17 protein-coding genes are annotated in these 17,353 nt (G+C 63.8%); 5 read left to right on the plus strand and 12 right to left on the minus strand.

Annotated features, from left to right (window positions below):
• From EB230_RS28430 to EB230_RS28445, 4 genes are all read right to left on the minus strand, one after another.
• On the minus strand, nt 1-666 hold the full coding sequence (locus tag EB230_RS28430; RefSeq protein ID WP_172374373.1) for a 5'-methylthioadenosine/S-adenosylhomocysteine nucleosidase: 666 nt from the start codon (nt 664-666) through the stop codon (nt 1-3).
• A complete protein-coding gene (locus tag EB230_RS28435; RefSeq protein WP_013893903.1) occupies nt 666-1,124 on the minus strand; it encodes a PaaI family thioesterase in 459 nt (152 codons plus the stop codon). Before EB230_RS28435 ends, EB230_RS28430 begins: the two co-directional genes overlap by 1 nt.
• 98 nt (nt 1,125-1,222) lie before the next feature.
• Nucleotides 1,223-1,675, minus strand: coding sequence for a TspO/MBR family protein (locus EB230_RS28440; protein ID WP_056565217.1), 453 nt, complete (start codon nt 1,673-1,675; stop codon nt 1,223-1,225).
• 75 nt (nt 1,676-1,750) lie between these two features.
• On the minus strand, nt 1,751-3,040 hold the full coding sequence (locus EB230_RS28445; protein ID WP_172374374.1) for an RsmB/NOP family class I SAM-dependent RNA methyltransferase: 1,290 nt from the start codon (nt 3,038-3,040) through the stop codon (nt 1,751-1,753).
• Between the two features lie 302 nt (nt 3,041-3,342).
• Between EB230_RS28445 and EB230_RS28450 the strand changes: the two genes are divergently transcribed.
• Nucleotides 3,343-4,020 carry an MIP family channel protein gene (locus EB230_RS28450; protein ID WP_172374375.1) on the plus strand — a complete coding sequence of 226 codons (678 nt, stop codon included), beginning with the start codon at nt 3,343-3,345 and terminating at the stop codon, nt 4,018-4,020.
• Between the two features lie 72 nt (nt 4,021-4,092).
• On the opposite strand, the gene katG is transcribed toward EB230_RS28450, so the two are convergent.
• Entirely contained in the window at nt 4,093-6,291 is a 2,199-nt protein-coding gene (gene katG / locus EB230_RS28455; RefSeq protein WP_172374376.1) for a catalase/peroxidase HPI, read from the minus strand.
• A 161-nt stretch (nt 6,292-6,452) separates the two neighbouring features.
• Between katG and EB230_RS28460 the strand changes: the two genes are divergently transcribed.
• The gene (locus EB230_RS28460) at nt 6,453-7,361 is read left to right on the plus strand and encodes a hydrogen peroxide-inducible genes activator (RefSeq protein ID WP_056565229.1); all 909 of its coding nucleotides are present in this window, start codon (nt 6,453-6,455) and stop codon (nt 7,359-7,361) included.
• Between the two features lie 120 nt (nt 7,362-7,481).
• On the opposite strand, the gene EB230_RS28465 is transcribed toward EB230_RS28460, so the two are convergent.
• The 4 genes from EB230_RS28465 to EB230_RS28480 form a co-directional block, all read right to left on the minus strand.
• Entirely contained in the window at nt 7,482-8,288 is an 807-nt protein-coding gene (locus EB230_RS28465) for an amino acid ABC transporter ATP-binding protein (protein WP_056565232.1), read from the minus strand.
• On the minus strand, nt 8,285-9,226 hold the full coding sequence (locus tag EB230_RS28470; RefSeq protein ID WP_056565235.1) for an amino acid ABC transporter permease: 942 nt from the start codon (nt 9,224-9,226) through the stop codon (nt 8,285-8,287). Before EB230_RS28470 ends, EB230_RS28465 begins: the two co-directional genes overlap by 4 nt.
• 57 nt (nt 9,227-9,283) lie before the next feature.
• Nucleotides 9,284-10,141: an ABC transporter substrate-binding protein gene (locus EB230_RS28475; protein WP_056565238.1), complete on the minus strand. Its 858-nt coding sequence runs from the start codon at nt 10,139-10,141 to the stop codon at nt 9,284-9,286.
• A 90-nt stretch (nt 10,142-10,231) separates the two neighbouring features.
• On the minus strand, nt 10,232-11,245 hold the full coding sequence (locus EB230_RS28480) for an isopenicillin N synthase family oxygenase (protein WP_172374377.1): 1,014 nt from the start codon (nt 11,243-11,245) through the stop codon (nt 10,232-10,234).
• A 103-nt stretch (nt 11,246-11,348) separates the two neighbouring features.
• Between EB230_RS28480 and EB230_RS28485 the strand changes: the two genes are divergently transcribed.
• The gene (locus tag EB230_RS28485; protein WP_172374378.1) at nt 11,349-12,293 is read left to right on the plus strand and encodes a nucleoside hydrolase; all 945 of its coding nucleotides are present in this window, start codon (nt 11,349-11,351) and stop codon (nt 12,291-12,293) included.
• Nucleotides 12,294-12,396: 103 nt separating this feature from the next.
• Nucleotides 12,397-13,083, plus strand: coding sequence for a TetR/AcrR family transcriptional regulator (locus EB230_RS28490; protein ID WP_056565807.1), 687 nt, complete (start codon nt 12,397-12,399; stop codon nt 13,081-13,083).
• A 41-nt stretch (nt 13,084-13,124) separates the two neighbouring features.
• On the opposite strand, the gene EB230_RS28495 is transcribed toward EB230_RS28490, so the two are convergent.
• Together EB230_RS28495 and EB230_RS28500 are read right to left on the minus strand one after the other, a co-directional pair.
• Nucleotides 13,125-13,613, minus strand: a complete 489-nt coding sequence (locus tag EB230_RS28495) for a hypothetical protein (protein WP_246738995.1) — start codon at nt 13,611-13,613, stop codon at nt 13,125-13,127.
• A 48-nt stretch (nt 13,614-13,661) separates the two neighbouring features.
• The gene (locus tag EB230_RS28500) at nt 13,662-14,471 is read right to left on the minus strand and encodes a class I SAM-dependent methyltransferase (RefSeq protein ID WP_246738865.1); all 810 of its coding nucleotides are present in this window, start codon (nt 14,469-14,471) and stop codon (nt 13,662-13,664) included.
• A gap of 100 nt (nt 14,472-14,571) precedes the next feature.
• On the opposite strand from EB230_RS28500, the gene EB230_RS28505 reads away from it, so the two are divergent.
• Nucleotides 14,572-15,480 (plus strand): LysR family transcriptional regulator, encoded by a 909-nt coding sequence (locus EB230_RS28505; protein ID WP_172374380.1) that lies wholly within the window; start codon nt 14,572-14,574, stop codon nt 15,478-15,480.
• A gap of 41 nt (nt 15,481-15,521) precedes the next feature.
• On the opposite strand, the gene EB230_RS28510 is transcribed toward EB230_RS28505, so the two are convergent.
• Complete coding sequence (locus tag EB230_RS28510; protein WP_056565252.1) at nt 15,522-17,294, minus strand: AMP-binding protein; 1,773 nt, start codon at nt 17,292-17,294, stop codon at nt 15,522-15,524.
• Nucleotides 17,295-17,353 lie beyond the last annotated feature (59 nt).

Consider the following 17,353-nt stretch of genomic DNA (forward strand, 5'->3'; position numbering starts at 1 on the left):
TCAGACGGGTCTTGCCTGGCCATTGGATGGAGCAGTCCGCAGCAGACCCGACCCGATCGCCTGTTCGAGGCGCATGACGGCCTCAGCCAGCTTCTCGTCGATGACGTGCAGATATTCCGTCCAGTCGCCGACATGCCTGAGATCAGCCGCGCCGTCGGAAATGCCGCGCAGCCCGATCAGGGGCACATCGAACAGCTGGCAGGCGCGCAGGCAGGCGAAGGTTTCCATGTCGACCATGTCGGCCGCGATCGTGTCGTAGGCCCCGCCGGTGACGATCGCGCCGCCGGTCGACAGCGTGGCCTCCCTGATTTCGGGTATCCGCAGCGGCAACGGCACGATGGCCGGCAGGTCGAGGAACGGCGTCGCGCCTTTTTCGAAACCAAGCGGCGAAGCATCGATGTCGCGATAACCGACCGAGACGGCCTGATAGATTTCCGTTTGTTCCAGGGTCCGGCTGCCGGCCGAGCCGAGCGACACGACGAGATCCGGCAACGCCTTTTCCGACTTCAACCAGGAGAGTTCGGCGCCAAGCCGAACAGCGGCTTCGACAGGGCCGACGCCCGTCATCAAGGGCGTGAACAGCCGCTGCAGATGTGGACCATATTCTGCCTGCGCCGCCATGACGAAGAGGACATCCCTGCCGCCAATTCGCGTAACATTAGCCATCAGCCCGCAATCCCATCGCGGCCCACCACCGTCATCATCGTCCCCGTCATGGTCGCGATCAACTTGGCTTCGCCGTCGACGGCAAAAGCATAGGCCTGGCCATCGGCGACGATGATGGTGCGGCCAGGCTTGGTCACCGAGCCGCGAAACAGGAAGCGCTCGCCCCTGCCCGGCGCCAAAAGGTTGACCTTGAACTCGATAGTGAGCACGCCGGAATTTTCCGGCATCAGGGAAAAGGCCGCATAGCCGCAAGCCGAATCCAGCGCCGTCGAGATGACACCGGCATGCAGGAAGCCGTGCTGCTGGGTCAGTGCCGCGGAATAGGGCATCTCGATTTCGATGATGCCGGGCGTCACCAGTGTCAGTTCGGCGCCGATCGTGGCCATCGCCTGCTGGCGCGCGAAGGACGCCCTGACACGATCCTCATAGTCCGGAGCCGGTACGATCTTTGCTGCCATCGCAATTGCCTTCAGTTTTGCCGGAGAAGCTTATCGCAGAGGCATGGGCGGCAGGCAAATGCTTTTGCTGCACTGCAACAAAACGACATTGGAGGGACCTAGTTCAACCACAGGAGCGAAGCGTTGAGGGTGGCGGCGAAGGCCACCCATGCCGCGTAAGGCACGAACAGCCAGCCCGAAAGCCGGTCGCGGTTCCAGGCTCTCACGATGAACAGCACGATGCTGGCGAGAAGGAGCACGATGACGACCAAGGCGGGTCCCATCATCCTTGCGCCGAAGAAGGTCGGTGACCATAGGAAATTCAGGGCGAGCTGGAGGCCCCAGATCTTCATCGCCGCTCCTGCCGGTGCTCGCTCCCACGTTCTCCAGCCGGCCACCGCGATCAGCACGTAGAGCAGTGTCCAGGCGGGCGCGAAGACCCAGTTGGGCGGATTGAAGGGCGGCTTCACCAGCGATGCATACCAGGCGCCCGGCAACGTCGCATAGCCGATCAGCAAGCCTCCACCGAGCACCAGGACAAGGAAAAGCAGCAACGACAGATATTTTTTCAAGAATCCCACCCCCACAGCGACACGGCGCCGCGCATCTGCAACTGGGGCACCGGCGCTCCTTGTCAACGGCAGCGTTCAACTCACCTTGCGCATGGCGCAGAAGTAAAACCCGTCAGTGCCGCTCAGCGCCGGAGACAGCGAAATATCCACGCCAGCGCCAATTCTCGCGGCCGCCTCGTGGCCCGGAAAACAGCTATCCCAGAGCGCGCGGTGATCGAGCGGGGCAAAGCCACTGTCGCGCTCGCGAAACGCGGCGACCTGTTCGCCGTTCTCCTCGTCGAACACAGAGCAGGTGATGTAGACCAGCAGGCCGCCGGGCTTCACATACGCCTTGGCGGCATCGAGGATCGCGGATTGCTCACCCTTGCGGGCATCGAGCTGCCTTTGCGTCAGCCGCCATTTCGCATCGGGACGGCGCCGCCAGGTGCCGCTGCCGGTGCAGGGCGCGTCGACCAGCACGATATCCATATGGCCAGAGAGCGGAGCGAGTTCGGCCGGCTTGGTGACGACCTGCACATTGCGGTTTTCCGAGCGTCGGATGCGGTCGAAAATCGGCGCCAGCCGCGCCTTTTCGGCATCATGGGCAAAGATCTGGCCCCGATTGTCCATCGATGCCGACAGCGCCAGTGTCTTGCCGCCGGCGCCGGCGCAGAAGTCCAGCACCTGCATGCCGGCCTCGGCGCCGGCAAGCGTCGCCGCTATTTGCGAGCCCTCGTCCTGCACCTCGAACCAGCCTTTCTGGAAGGCCGGCTCGGACTGAACGTTCGGATGCCTGCCGTCGCCATCGATCGGCGGAATGCGGATACCGAGCGGCGCGATCCGCGCGGCCTGCGCCCCGGTATCGGCCAGTTCCTTGAGGACCTTGGCACGATCGGCCTGCAGCGTGTTGACCCTGATGTCGAGCGGCGGGCGGGTCGCCAGCGCCGCGCCCTCCCCGACCCATGCCTCGCCAAAGGCCCGTTCGAAAAGCGGCTGGCACCAATCGGGTATGTCGGCCCGCACCGCAGATGGGGCATCGGCAAGCCGGCGACCGGCGATCGTCTGCAGCTCGGTGGTGCTGAGCAGCGGCGGTGCGAACTTGTCACCGTCGAGCGTGTCGTTGAGCGACTGCGCCGTCTGGCTCCATTCCAGCAACAATGCGCCGAAGCCGATGGCGCGCGGCGTGTCTTCGCCAAGCAACCAGCCGGCGGAGCGTTTGTGGCGCAGCGCGTCGTAGACGATGTTGCCGATGGCCGCGCGATCACCGCCGCCAGCGAAGCGATGTGACAGGCCCCAATCCTTCAGCGCATCGGCCACCGGCCGGTGACGCCGGCCAATGTCCTCCAGCACTTCGATGGCCGCAGCCAGCCGTCCGCCCAGTCGCATCGGTCATTCCATCAAATCGTGATCTATCGCCTGCTCTTAGAGCCTTTCGCGTCCGGATTGAACCCCGCTCCGTCTCGCGACGAAGAGGCCGTCCGAAATCTGTCCGATCAATAAATCTCGCGCGCCGGCAACAGCAGATCGATCAATAAATGCAAGGTGTCTAATGTTCGCAACTGCCGACCGCAAGCACGACCTGTGGGACAACCGCTCTGCTTTCCAAGTTTTTCGGTTGGTAATACTCTTCACACCATGATTCGCGGCGTGGAAAACGCGGACCGGCGGATCGCTACGAGGAGAGGGCAATGAAAACTTATTTGGCGGAAGTTCTGGGCACATTTCTGTTGGTGTTCATCGGCACGGCGTCGGTGGTGACGGGCGGCTTCGGAGGCGCGCTGCCACTCGGCCAGGAAGGCATCGGTCTGGCGTTCGGCATAGGCCTCATCGCCGCTGCCTACGCGATCGGCCCGATTTCGGGCGCGCATCTCAATCCGGCGGTGACGCTCGGTGTCTTTCTTGCCGGGCGGTTGCCGGCCAAGGACGTCATCCCCTATTGGATCGCGCAGATCATCGGTGCCATCCTGGCTTCGCTGGCGCTGTGGATCATCGTCTCCGGCAAGACCAGCGAACCCATCACCAACTTCGGCGCCAATGGGTGGGACGTGGCAAAATGGGGGATGAGTTCGGCCTTCCTGTGGGAGCTGATCGGCACCTTCACCTTCGTCACCGTCATCCTTGGCGTTACCGCTGAAAAGCACTCGACAGCATTTGCCGGGCTGGTCATCGGCCTGACGCTGGCGGGTATTCACTTCGCCATGATCCCGGTCACCGGCACGTCGGTCAATCCGGCGCGCTCGATAGGCCCGGCGCTGTTCACCGGCGGCACCGCACTCAGCCAGCTCTGGCTGTTCATCGTCGCACCGCTTATCGGCGGCGCCATCGCCGGCGTCGTCGCCAAGGCGCGCGTCTTCGAGAAGGATTGATTTCAAGAGCCTGAATGCAAAAGGCGCGGGCCGTGGCCCGCGCCTTTTTTGTTGGATAGAGCTCTTTCTTGATCAGCCGGCGATGTCGAAGCGGTCGGCGTTCATCACCTTGGTCCATGCCACGACGAAGTCTTTCGCGAACTTCGCCTTGGCGTCCGCGGTCGCATAGACTTCGGCAAGAGCGCGCAGCTGCGAGTGTGAGCCGAAGATGAGATCGGCACGAGTGCCGGTCCACTTGACTTCACCGGTCTTGCGGTCGCGGCCTTCGAACACGTCCTTGGCATCGGACGTCGCCTTCCACTCCGTGCCCATGTCGAGCAGGTTGACGAAGAAGTCGTTGCTCAGCGTTTCCGGCTGCTTGGTGAAGACACCATGCTTGGACTGCCCGACATTGGCGCCGAGAACCCGCAGTCCACCGACGAGGACGGTCAATTCCGGCGCCGTCAGCGTCAGCAACTGCGCACGGTCGACCAGCGCCTCCTCGACGGTCAGCCGCTGCGTGCCGCTGACATAATTGCGAAAACCGTCAACGGTCGGTTCCAGCGGCGCGAAGGAGTGAATGTCGGTCTGCTCCTGCGAGGCGTCCATGCGGCCTGGCCAGAAGGGAACGTCCACGCTGTGGCCGGCGGCCTTCGCGGCCTTCTCGATGGCCGCGTTGCCGCCGAGAACGATAAGGTCGGCAAGCGAGACCTTCTTGCCGCCGGCCTGCGCGGCGTTGAAGTCCTTGGCGATCGCTTCGAGCTTTTCGAGCACCTTGGCGAGTTCGGCCGGCTGGTTGACGGCCCAGTCCTTCTGCGGGCTGAGGCGAATGCGCGCGCCATTGGCGCCGCCGCGCTTGTCAGAACCACGGAAGGTCGAGGCCGAAGCCCACGCCGTCGAGACCAGCTGCGACACCGACAGGCCGGAGGCCAGGATTCTGGCCTTGAGCGCTTCGGCATCCTGCTCGTCGATCAGCACATGATCGACCGCCGGGATGATGTCCTGCCAGGGCAGCTCTTCCTTGGGAACGAGCGGGCCGAGATAGCGCGCGACCGGGCCCATGTCGCGGTGGGTCAGCTTGTACCAGGCGCGGGCGAATGCGTCGGCGAACTGATCCGGGTTCTCGTGGAAACGCCGCGAGATCGTCTCGTAAGACGGATCGAAGCGCAAGGCGAGATCGGTGGTCAGCATGGAGGGGGCGTGGCGCTTGGCCGAATTGTGCGCGTCCGGCACCGTGCCGGCGCCCGCGCCACCCTTCGGCGTCCACTGATGCGCGCCGGCCGGGCTCTTGGTCAGCTCCCATTCGAAGCCGAACAGATTGTCGAAGAAGTTGTTGCTCCATTTGGTCGGCGTCGTCGTCCAGATGACTTCCAGACCGCTGCCGATGGCGTCACCGCCCTTGCCGGTGCCGAATTTGCTCGCCCAGCCAAGACCCTGCTGCTCGATGTCGGCGCCTTCCGGCTCTACGCCGACAAGTGCCGCATCGCCAGCGCCATGGGTCTTGCCGAATGTGTGGCCACCGGCGATGAGCGCGACGGTTTCCTCGTCGTTCATGGCCATGCGGGCGAAGGTGTCCCTGATATCGCGCGCCGAAGCCAGCGGATCAGGCTTGCCGTTCGGCCCTTCCGGGTTGACGTAGATCAGGCCCATCTGCACGGCGGCGAGCGGGTTCTGCAGGTCACGGTCGCCGCTGTAGCGCTCGTCGGCCAGCCACTTGCCTTCGGGGCCCCAGTAGACGTCCTGCTCGGGCTCCCACACATCGGCGCGGCCGCCGGCAAAGCCAAAGGTCTTGAAGCCCATAGATTCCAGCGCGACGTTGCCTGTCAGGATCAGAAGGTCGGCCCAGGAGATCTTGCGGCCATATTTCTGCTTGATCGGCCACAGCAGCCGGCGGGCCTTGTCGAGGTTGACGTTATCCGGCCAGCTGTTCAGCGGCGCGAAACGCTGCTGGCCGGCTCCGGCGCCGCCACGGCCGTCAGCGATGCGGTAGGTGCCGGCGCTGTGCCACGCCATGCGGATGAATAGCGGCCCGTAATGGCCGAAGTCGGCCGGCCACCATTCCTGCGAATCGGTCATCAACGCATGCAGATCCTTGATGACGGCGTCGAGGTCGAGGCTCTTGAATTCCTCGGCATAGTCGAACGCTTCGCCCATCGGGTCGGACAGAGACGATTGCTGATGCAGGATCTGGACATTCAGCTGGTTCGGCCACCAGTCACGGTTGGCCCGGCCGGCGGATCCATGCGCCACAGGGCATTTGCCCGCGCTGTTGTCGTCGGTTTTCGCGTCCATCTTAGTGCTCCGATTTTGCCGAGGTTTGTTTTTGCCGAGGTTGATTTTGCCGAGATCTTGGGGCCGGCCAGCGACCGCACCAATCTGGAATGATTCCAGACTAGGCCGCATTGCTGATAAAAACAAATTGCCTTTCCTGTTCATTTCGATAGGATTTTCTTATGATAGGCTTGACTGTCCGACAGATGCACTATTTCGACGCGCTGGCGCAGACGCTGCATTTCGGACGCGCGGCAAAACTCGCCGGTGTCAGCCAGCCGGCGCTGTCCTCGCAGATCGCCGAGATGGAGCAACGGCTGAACTGCCGGCTGTTCGAGCGCGGCGGCAAATCGGTCCGAATGACCGACGAGGCGGTTGCCCTTCTGCCGCGTATCGAACGCATCCTGGCCGACATACGCGACGTCGAAACGACAGCCCGGCGCGGCCGCACGGCCATGGAGGGGCGCTTCCGGTTGGGCATCATCCCGACCGTCGCGCCCTATCTTCTGCCGCGCGCCCTGCCCGAACTGAAGAAGCATTTTCCGGCCTTGCTGCTGGAATTGCGCGAGGCCGTCACGACCTCCCTGGTCGAGGACACCGCATCACGCAAGCTCGACGCTTTCATCGCGGCACTTCCGCTCGATCATCCGGGCCTGACCACCGAGGCACTGTTTCCGGACCGGTTCTTCCTCGCCGTGCCAGCCGGCGATCCGGCCTTCGCCTCGCCGCCGGTTCCGCCTGAGAGCCCGGCACTGGAGCGGCTGATGCTGCTGGAGGAAGGACATTGCCTGCGCGAACAGGCGCTGGCGGTCTGCGGCAATGTCCGTCCGGTGGCGATGGCAAGCTACGGCGCCACCAGCCTGACCACGCTCTTGCAGATGGTGGCGCATGGCCTCGGCGTCACGCTCATCCCCGAAATGGCGGCCGGACCCGCCGGCACCATCCCCGACCTCAAGATCGTGCCGTTCCAGGAGCCGATGCCGCAACGCATGATCTGCCTTGCCTGGCGGCGCAACAATGCAAGGCATGGTGAATGCGTCGAACTCGCCAAGATCATCCGCAGCCTCGGCGCGGCGATGCTGGCGGCGTGAGAAGCGACCAGCCGGACGATGGAGCGGTTTCATCGTCTCGCGGAGACACCGAACCACTCTATTCCTTTGTTTTGACGTAATTCCGGACGGAAAACCGTTTCACACTTTTCCTGGAATTGCCTAGAGAACCCGAGACAAGAACTCGCGGGTGCGCGGCGATTTCGGGCTGGCGATCATCTCGCGCGGCACGCCGCGTTCGACGATCACGCCGCCGTCCATGAAAACGAGCTGATCGCCGATCTCGCGGGCAAAGCCGATCTCGTGGGTGACGACGACCATCGTCATGCCGCTCTCGGCCAGATCATGCATCACCTGCAGCACCTCGCCGACCAGTTCAGGGTCGAGCGCCGATGTCGGCTCATCGAACAGAAGCACCTTCGGCTTCATCGCCATGGCACGCGCGATGGCCACGCGCTGCTGCTGGCCACCGGACAGTTCGCGCGGATAGCGGTCGACCTTGTCGGCAAGGCCGACGCGGCGAAGCAGGACTTCCGCCTCGGCCTTGGCCTGGTCGACGGGGATGCGCCGCACCTGTGTCGGCGCCTCGATCAGGTTCTCCATCACCGTCATGTGCGAGAACAGGTTGAACGACTGGAACAGCATGCCGATCTCGGCCCGGCGCTGACACAGGAGATCGTCCTTGACCTCGTAGAGCTTGTCGCCCTGGAGGTCGTAGCCGACGAACTGGCTGTCCACCAACAGGATGCCGCCGCTGAGTTTTTCCAGATGGTTGATGCAGCGCAGGAACGTGCTCTTGCCGGATCCCGATGGACCGATGATGCAGGCCACCGTCCCCTCGGCCACGTCGAAGTCGACGCCCTTGAGCACTTCAAGCTGGCCATAGGTTTTGCGCACGCCGCGCGCGAACACCATGGAATCGGCCGGGACGCCGAAGCGGGCGCGATTTTCGGACTTCACGTCGCTCATCGGGCAACGCCGCGCAGGCTGATCAAGTTGCGCAAGGCGCGCATCGCCAGGGGATCACGGCGCGTGTCGCTGCGGCCGAAATGGCGCTCCAGGAAATGCTGCCCGACCGACATGATGCTGACCACGGCCAGGTACCAGAAGGCGACCACGATCAGGAGCGGGATCGTCTCGAAGGTACGGGCATAGATGCTCTGCGCCGTATAGAACAGGTCATCAACGGCGATGAAGGTCACCAGCGAGGTCATCTTCAGGAGGTTGATCGCCTCGTTGCCGGTGGGCGGCAGCACGAAGCGCATGGCTTGCGGCAGGGTGATGCGCTTCAGGATCATGCGGTAGGGCATGCCGAGCGCGCTCGCCGCTTCCGACTGGCCCGACGGCACGGACTTGATGCCAGCGCGGATGATCTCGGCCATGTAGCCGGCCTCGCACAGCGAAAGCGCAACGACAGCGGAGAAGAACGGGGTCATGAAATCATTTGTTCGTACGGAAAAAAGCGTGCCCAGGAAAGGCACAGTGAGCGAGATTTCGCGCACCAGCAGCGACAGGTTGAACCAGAAGATCAGCTGGATCAGCGCCGGGACACCCCGGAAGAACCAGACATAGACGCCCGCGAAGGCGCGCAGCACCTGACTTGGCGATACCCGCATGATGGCGATGACAGTGCCGACCACGATCGCCAACACCATGATGATGACGGTGAGTACCAGCGTGTTGCCAAGGCCGCGCATGATCGAGGGGTGGAACAGGTAGCCGGCGGCCGTGCTCCAGGCGAAGGCCGGATTGCTGGCGAAGGCGCGAATGATGAGGAACGCCAGCAGCAAGGCGAACGCCGTGCCGATCCAGATGCCATAGCGGCGCTGCGGCACGACGGTCAGTCGCGACACGGCAGCGGCAACGCCCGGCTCGACGCCGATCTCGGTCGGGTGGGCCACGCCCATCAATCGTCTCCTGATTGCTGGCCGGCGCCTGACCGATGATCAGGCGCCGGGTCGTTTCTATTCGGCGCGCAGCGCGTCCATGGTCCCGACGAAGTAGGGTTCCTTGATGGCGTAAGCGCCCATGCCGTACTTGTCGAGAATAGCCTTGTAGGTGCCGTTCTTGAACAGCTCGGCGAGCGCGCCCACCATCATGTCGGCGGTTTCCTTATCGTCCTTGGCGATCGCCATGCCGAGCGGCGCGACCTCGTAAAGCGTCGGCAACACCACCAGCTGGCCCTTGCTCGTCACCTCGAAATAGCTCGACGCGGTCGCATCGTCCATGCGCGCGTCGACACGGTCGGACAGCACGGCCTGGACGATATCGGTCGAGGAGTTGAAGACCGACTTCTCGATGGCCGCCTGGCCCTTGTCGGTGCACTCCTTGCCGAGCTTGTCGACCAGGAAGTCGGAGGCGCTGCCGGCCGAAACGCCGATGCGCTTGCCGCAAAGCGGCATGTCGCCGCTGAAGCTCGCCTTCTTGTCGGGCGAGGTCGAGACGGCGAGACCGGCCTTCAGGAACATGACGAAATCGACCTGCTTCAGCCGTTCGGGCGTGGCCGAGAACGTCTCCCAGGCGATCTTGAAGCGACCAGCGGCCAGGCCGGGGATCATCGAGGGGAATGGCGTGCGCTGAACATCAAGCTTGGCGTCGACCAGCTTGGCCACCTCGCCCGCGAGTTCGATGATGATGCCGGTCTGCTTGCCGTCGGCATCCAGATATTCGAACGGCGCATAGTCCAGCGTGTTGGCGACAGCGAGCGTTCCGCTCTGCTTGACGTCGGTGGATTTCGCAACCTCGGCGGCCCGGGAAACCCCGCCCCAGGCCATGGTGGATATCGCCAGCGCAAGGCTGGCCGTTCGCAGATATGCATTCATGCTGTTCCCCTTTCTTGCTTGTTTGCAGTCTTCACCAGGCAAAGCCCGAGCCGGCCTCCGTTCAGGGACCTGCTCGGGCTCGACATTCGCTTAAGCGCCTGCCGCTTCGGCCGCCTTCTTCTTGCGATAGTGGTAGTTCTTGTCGATGCGCTCCATCAGATAGTCGCCATAGAGTACCGGTGCGTATTTCGGCTGCGTGCCGGCCGGCACGCAGACCGGCAGCGCCTCGATGATCTCGTCCATGGAGGGATCGAAGAAGAAGGGCTGCGAATAGCGCTCGCGTCCCGACCGGTTGATGACGCGGTGCGGCGTCGAGACAAACTGGTCATTGGACCAGCGCGCCAGGATGTCGCCGACATTCATCACGAAGGAATCCGGGACCGGGGGCGCGGGAACCCAATCTCCCGCCTTGTTCTTGACCTCGAGGCCGCCGACATTGTCCTGAGCCAGCAAGGTGATGAAGCCATAGTCGGTATGCGGCGCAGAACCGAAGAGCCCTTCTTCCTGAGGCTGGGTCGGATAGTGCAGCAGCCGCAGAAAGGTCGTCGGCTGCTCGAAATAGCGGTCGAGGCTGTCGGAAGGCAGTCCCAGCGAGAGCGCGATGGCGCGGACCATCTTGCGGGCAAGCGTGCCCATCTCATCGACATAACGCTCGATCGTCTGCCTGAAGCCCGCCACCGTGGCCTCGTCCGGCCACTGGTTGGGACCTTGCAGCGGCTTTTCGGCCAGGGCCCTAGGATCGTCGGCGCCGACCTCGTGCATGAAGAAGATCGATTCGCTCTGGTTCGGCTTGCTGACGGTCGCCACCGACGAGGTCACGATGGTCGAGCCGGCAAAGGGCAGGAAGCCGCGGAAATTCTTGTCGATCTTGAGCTTCGCCTTTTCCTCCTCGGGCAAGGCAAAGAAGCGCTTGGAGGCTTCGCGAACGGCTTCGACGTCGGCGCGCGGAATGGGATGGCCGGTCACGTAGAGGAAGCCGATCGTCTCGAGATAGCGGCGCAGCGTCGCCGCCGTTGCCCGGATCGCGGCTTCGTCGTCGCCATAGAGCGCCGAAACGTCGAGGATCGGAATTTCGGAAAAATCGCCGCGCTCTTGTGCATCCATTTTCGAACACCCTGTCTTGAACATAAGATACAGTACTGTATTTCTACACATCCGAACGGCCTCATCAATAGGCTTTCGATGGCAAAAGGAGAGTCGCGGCATCATGGCACCACGCAAGATCATCATCGACACCGATCCGGGCCAGGACGACGCGTTCGCCATCCTTTTCGCACTGGGCTCTCCGGCCGAGCTCGACGTGGTTGGCATCACCACGGTCGGTGGCAATGTGCCGCTGGCCCTGACGTCGAAGAATGCACTCAAGGTCGTCGAGCTTGCAGGGCGGCCCGATGTGCCGGTCCATGCCGGATGCCCAGCGCCGATGGTACGCAAGCTGATCACGGCCGAGTATGTCCATGGCGAAACCGGTCTTGACGGCGCCGACCTTCCCGAGCCGGTGACGCGGCTGCAGGACGAACACGCCGTCAACTACATGGTGCGGACCATCATGGATGCACCGGAGGGCGAGCTGACCGTCTGCACGCTCGGGCCGATGACCAATCTCGCCATGGCGATGACCATGGAGCCGAGGATCGTGCCCCGGCTGCGCGAAGTGGTGCTGATGGGCGGCGGCTTCTTCCAGGGCGGCAACGCCACGCCCGCGGCCGAGTTCAACATCTTCGTCGACCCGCATGCGGCGCACAAGGTGTTCGACAGCGGCGTGCCGGTGACCATGGCGGGCATAGACTGCACCTACACCGCGCTGATGACGCCCGAGTGGCTCGACCGCCTGCGCGCCACCGGCAGCCGCGCCGCGATCGAGGCGGCCAATCTGGCCGACTTCTTCCGCCAGTACGGCACGCACAAATTCGAAACGCCGGCGCGCCCCATCCACGATGCCTGCGTCACCGGCTATCTGCTGGCGCCGCAGATCTATGAGCAGCGCCAGTGCGCGGTGACGGTCGACATCGTCTCGCCGGAGACGATCGGCATGACCGTCGTCGACTGGTGGCACGTGACCGGCCGGCGCAAGAACTGCAACGTGCTGCGGCGCATCGACCCGGCGCCGTTCTTCGAACTCATGCTGGAGCGGATCAGCGCATTGCCCTGAGCCCGGCGTTCCGCGATAGATGGACACTCGAAGAGTCGCGAAGCGCATCGGAGCCGGCAAACAGATTGCAGGCGTTGGGCATGGCGATGAAGGTCTTGATCAGATGAAAGCGGACAGCACCCCTGCCAGAGGCAAGAGACCGTCCAAAGCCGCCCCGCCTGCGAAGGCGGCGCGGCAGACGCTGAGTCGCGAGGCCTGGATCGCGGCGGCACGCAAGGTGCTGGAAAAGCGCGGCATCGGCGAGGTCAAGATCGACCGCCTCGCCCAACAGTTCAAGGTGACGCGCGGCTCCTTCTACTTCCACTTCGCCAGCCTGGCCGACCTTCGCGACAGCCTGCTGCAGGAATGGCGCGACATCAATTGCGCGCCGTTCTGGGCGATGCGCGACATGCACGACATAGACGGCCTGCAGTTCTTCACCGACATCGTGCATGTCTGGGTGGACGAAGCGCCGTTCAGCCCTCTGCTTGACCTGGCGGTACGCGACTGGTCGCGCACGTCGAAGAAACTGACGCAGGAGGTCAAGGACATGGACGACCTGCGCATCGCGCTCCTGATCCGCTCCTTCCGCGCCATGGGCTATCCCGAGGATGAAAGCCTGGTCAGGGCGCGCATCACCTATTTCCACCAGATCGGCCAGTACGCGCTGTCCTTCAAGGAGGATCCGGCGGTGCGCAGAAGCTACCAGCCGCTGTTCGGAGAGGTGCTGCTTGGACCGCTCGTGCAGGAGCCGGGTTCGGCGCCGCGACCGAGCGAAATGCGGACCGGCCGTCGCCAGCAAGGGGCGTAGCGGCGGCGGGTTGCGGGACGCCCAGCCGATCTCCAAACAATCTACGAAGCCGTCGCCTCGTTGGCGACGGTGCGTGTCGCGTTCCGGTGCGGGCGCAGCAGAAAATAGAATGCGGTGACGTGCGTGATCATCAGCAGCGGCACGTAGATGACGGGGATGGCGTAGGTGGCGCCAAACAATCCTGCATGGGCCGGGAGGTCGGCCTGAATGGCTTGATAATAATCCACGATGAGGTCGACCACCCCGACGACATTGAAGGCGACGACGAACGGCCGGAAGAGCTGGCGTATCCGCACCGTGAGCAGCGCCAGCATGGCCAGCACCCCCGTTGCGAAGTCGCCATAAGCGGCGAAGGTGGCAAAGCTGGCGGGCAGGTCTGGGCTGACGACGCCCGGAAGGATAAAGACGAGCCCGAAGAAGCGAAAGCTGTGCAGCGTGGCGATCGCGCGTTGCGCCGCGACGCGGTCGATCGAGCTCAGCCACGGCCAGATATACGCAGCGAAGCAAAGCAGCCACGCGACATAACCCAGAACGAGATGGGTCTAGAAAAGGATTTCCGTCGACATTGCGGTCTCCTGTCAACTGTTGGTCGATGCGGCCTCGAACACCGCTGTCAGGACTCCGAGCCGGCTTTCCATGAGATTTCGTCCCAGATTGGCTGCAAGCTCGGCAAAGTCCGATCCCATCACCACGCCGAGATTTGGCGACGGCGGCGGACCAGACGCACGCAACTGCGCGAACCAGGCCTTGGCGGCCTCCGTGTCGTCTTGCCATGCCAGCATATGGAAGCCGGCCGGTTCGATCGCCTTGCGCGTCGCGTCGCTTGTCAGGAGGAAGCTCGTCGCCGGTGTTCGCGCCCAGGGAAGCGGATAGTGCGGCTGGCCGCTGCCCAACACGACATCGAAAGTTGCAAACCTGCCGCCTGACTTCAGCACGCGCCGAATCTCGCGGTACAGCCGCGCCCGCTCGGAGATGTTCATCGCCACATGCTGCAGCAGCACGATGTCGAAGCAGCCGTCATCGAACGGAAGCTCCAGCGCACTGGCGGTCTGGAACGACAACTGCCCACCCTGCCCCGTGCGCCCGGTCAGATAGCGCGCGGCATCCACGAAAGGCTCGCTGAGGTCCACGCCGGTAACCCGGCAGCCATAGGTCGCAGCCAGGAAGCGCGCCGGCCCGCCGACGCCCGAACCGACGTCGAGAACCGACATGCCGGCGGTGATGTCAGCCAATTGGGCAAGCTCAGCCGTCGCGGCAAGCCCGCGGGTGTGAAACTGGTCGAGGGCGCCCAGCTGCTGCGGCGTGAGAAGCTGATCCTCCGGGCCGAGGTCGGCCAGCACCGCCCTCAGCCGCTCGGTCAGGCCAGTCGCGCGATAGTGGTCGCGCACTCCATCAAGTTCATTGGTCATGGCAAGATGCTCCTGTCTCTCGGGCTCTTACCTAAACCCGCTTCCATCGTTCGACTATCCGCTGTAATCACAACAACCCATGAAGCAGAACTACACAATCCGGCACGGTGCGCTCGACGGCGTCGAGGTGTTCCTGGCTGTCGCCAGGCGCCGCAACTTCCGCCGCGCCGCCGCCGATCTCGGCGTGACAGCGTCGGCCGTGAGCCAGGCGGTGCGCGCGCTGGAAGCGCGGCTCGGTGCGGCGCTGTTTGTCCGCACGACACGCAGCGTCGGCCTGACCGAGGGCGGTCAGCGGTTCCTCGACCGTGCCGGCCCCGCCTTCGAGGAGATCGTCGCGGCCGGCGAGGCCGCGCGTGATCTCGGCCAGCGCCCGACCGGCCTGCTGCGCCTGTCCGTCCCGCGCGCCGTCGTGCCGTTGATCCTGGAGCCGATGATCGCCTCGTTCTGCCGAGCCTATCCCGAGATCGAACTGGAGATCGCCGCGAGCGACGAGATGGTCGACCTGGCGACCGGCGGGTTCGATGCCGGCATCCGCCTCGGCCAGTTCATCGCACCGGACATGATCGCGGTACGGCTCACTCCGGCATTCTCGTTCGTGGTTGTCGGCAGCCCCAACTATCTCAAGCGCCGCGGCCGCCCCGAGCGCGTCGACGACCTTCGCCACCACGCCTGCCTGCGCTTGCGCCGCTCGAACGGCGCCATCGCGCCCTGGTCCTTCGTCGACGGCAATGGAACGATCGAGGCGGCGGTCTCAGGCCCGCTGATCGCGCATGACTATCCGACATTGCTGGGGGCCGCGATGCAAGGCGTAGGGCTGGCGCAGATCCCTCGACCGGTCGCCGAAAATCCGATCGCCGCGGGAAAACTCAAGCCGGTGCTGGAAGGCATCTCCGCCACGACGCCCGGCGTCTTCCTCTATCACCCGGGCAAACGCCAGATCCTGCCCAAGCTGCGCGCCTTCATCGATCACCTCAAATCCGAAATGTGAGGTAAGGAACGATGCTGAAACCCTCGGCGCTTCCCCCCTGCTCACGCCGTCTTCTGCGCCACCAGCCCCAGCTCTTCCACCATCGCCTGGCGCATCAGGAACTTCTGCGGCTTGCCGGTCACCGTCATCGGCAATTCGGTGCGGAAGCGGATGTGGCGGGGGATCTTGTAGTGCGCGATCTGGCCGGCGCAGAAGTTCTTGATCTCTTGTTCGGTGGCGATCTGGCCGGGCTTGAGCACGATCCAGGCGCACAGTTCCTCGCCATATTTTTGGTCGGGAATGCCGAACACCTGCACTTCCCTGACCTTGGGATGGCGATAGAGGAACTCCTCGACCTCGCGCGGATAGACATTCTCGCCGCCGCGGATGACCATGTCCTTGACCCGTCCGACGATGTTGCAATAGCCCTCGGCATCGATGGTGGCGAGGTCTCCGGTGTGCATCCAGCCGTCGCTGTCTATCGCCTCGCGGGTCTTGTCCTCGTCGTCCCAATAGCCTTTCATCACCGAATAGCCGCGCGTGCACAGTTCGCCCGGCGCGCCGACGGCAACGGTGGCGCCGTCGGAATCGACGGCCTTGACCTCGACATGAGGGTGGATGCGCCCAACCGTCGAGACGCGTTTTTCCAGCGGATCGTCGACGCCGCTCTGGAAGGAGACCGGGCTGGTCTCGGTCATGCCGTAGGCGATGGTCACCTCAGACATATGCATCAGCGACACCACCTTTTTCATCACCTCGATCGGGCATGGCGAGCCGGCCATGATGCCGGTGCGCAGGCTGGAGAGATCGAAGGCGCTGAAATCGGCATGATCGAGCATGCCGACGAACATGGTCGGCACGCCATAAAGGCCGGTGCAGCGCTCCTGCGCCACGGCCTTCAGCGTCGCGCCGGGATCGAAACCCTCGCCCGGGAAAACCATGGTCGCGCCCTTCGACACGCAGCCCATCGTGCCCATCGACATGCCGAAGCAGTGATAGAGCGGCACCGGGATGCAGAGCCGGTCGTCGACGGTGAGCTTGATCGCCGAGGTGACGAAATTGCCGTTGTTGACAATGTTCAAATGGGTCAGCGTCGCACCCTTGGGCGCGCCCGTCGTGCCCGAGGTGAACTGGATGTTGATCGCATCGTTCGGCTTCAGTCCCTCTGAAATGCGGTCGAGACTGTCATGCTCGTCGCGGCCGGCCATGGCCAGCACGTCGGCGAAATTGAACATGCCTGGCGAATTCTCGTCGCCCATGCGGATGACGATCCTGAGCGACGGCAATTTGCTTGCCTTGAGCTTGCCCGGTGTCGCCTTGGCAATCTCCGGCGCCAGCGTCTCGATCATGCCGAGATAGTCCGAGGTCTTGAAACTGGCGGCCGTCACCAGCGCCTTGCAGCCGACCTTGTTCAGCGCATATTCGAGTTCGGTCAGCCGGTAGGCCGGGTTGATGTTGACCAGGATCAGGCCGATGCGGGCGGTGGCGAACTGCGTCACCAGCCATTCCCACCTGTTGGGCGACCAGATGCCAACGCGGTCACCCTTTTCGAGACCGAGCGCCAGGAAGCCGGCGGCCAGCGCATCCACCGTGTCCGACAGTTCGCTCCAGGTGAAGCGCTTGTCCTGGCCGACGAAAACGGCGGCATCCTGCGTGGCGTATCTGCTGGCGGTGTCGGAAAAAAGTGCCGGAATGGTCTTGTCGAGCAGCGGTACCTTGCGCTCGCCCGAGACATGCGCCCTGCCATCGACGGGTGCGATAAAGACGCTGCCGGCGCGCGCGCCGCGGCCGCGCAGATTGGTGGCGTTCTTCAGCTCGTCGAGATTGACCGGCATCGCTGTCTCCTCCCAGGCCGCATCGAGCCTATCAGCCTGCCGGGACGGTGGAAATCCCG

The sequence above is a fragment of the Mesorhizobium sp. NZP2234 genome, assembly GCF_013170765.1.
In the GTDB taxonomy this organism is placed as follows: domain Bacteria; phylum Pseudomonadota; class Alphaproteobacteria; order Rhizobiales; family Rhizobiaceae; genus Mesorhizobium; species Mesorhizobium loti_D.

Coding starts and splice junctions, on each gene's coding strand:
- EB230_RS28430 (WP_172374373.1), bottom strand. CDS start 666: ATGGCTAATGTTACGCGAATTGGCGGCAGGGATGTCCTCTTCGTCATG.
- EB230_RS28435 (WP_013893903.1), bottom strand. CDS start 1,124: ATGGCAGCAAAGATCGTACCGGCTCCGGACTATGAGGATCGTGTCAGG.
- EB230_RS28445 (WP_172374374.1), bottom strand. CDS start 3,040: ATGCGACTGGGCGGACGGCTGGCTGCGGCCATCGAAGTGCTGGAGGAC.
- EB230_RS28450 (WP_172374375.1), top strand. CDS start 3,343: ATGAAAACTTATTTGGCGGAAGTTCTGGGCACATTTCTGTTGGTGTTC.
- katG (WP_172374376.1), bottom strand. CDS start 6,291: ATGGACGCGAAAACCGACGACAACAGCGCGGGCAAATGCCCTGTGGCG.
- EB230_RS28460 (WP_056565229.1), top strand. CDS start 6,453: ATGATAGGCTTGACTGTCCGACAGATGCACTATTTCGACGCGCTGGCG.
- EB230_RS28465 (WP_056565232.1), bottom strand. CDS start 8,288: ATGAGCGACGTGAAGTCCGAAAATCGCGCCCGCTTCGGCGTCCCGGCC.
- EB230_RS28470 (WP_056565235.1), bottom strand. CDS start 9,226: ATGGGCGTGGCCCACCCGACCGAGATCGGCGTCGAGCCGGGCGTTGCC.
- EB230_RS28475 (WP_056565238.1), bottom strand. CDS start 10,141: ATGAATGCATATCTGCGAACGGCCAGCCTTGCGCTGGCGATATCCACC.
- EB230_RS28480 (WP_172374377.1), bottom strand. CDS start 11,245: ATGGATGCACAAGAGCGCGGCGATTTTTCCGAAATTCCGATCCTCGAC.
- EB230_RS28485 (WP_172374378.1), top strand. CDS start 11,349: ATGGCACCACGCAAGATCATCATCGACACCGATCCGGGCCAGGACGAC.
- EB230_RS28490 (WP_056565807.1), top strand. CDS start 12,397: ATGAAAGCGGACAGCACCCCTGCCAGAGGCAAGAGACCGTCCAAAGCC.
- EB230_RS28505 (WP_172374380.1), top strand. CDS start 14,572: ATGAAGCAGAACTACACAATCCGGCACGGTGCGCTCGACGGCGTCGAG.
- EB230_RS28510 (WP_056565252.1), bottom strand. CDS start 17,294: ATGCCGGTCAATCTCGACGAGCTGAAGAACGCCACCAATCTGCGCGGC.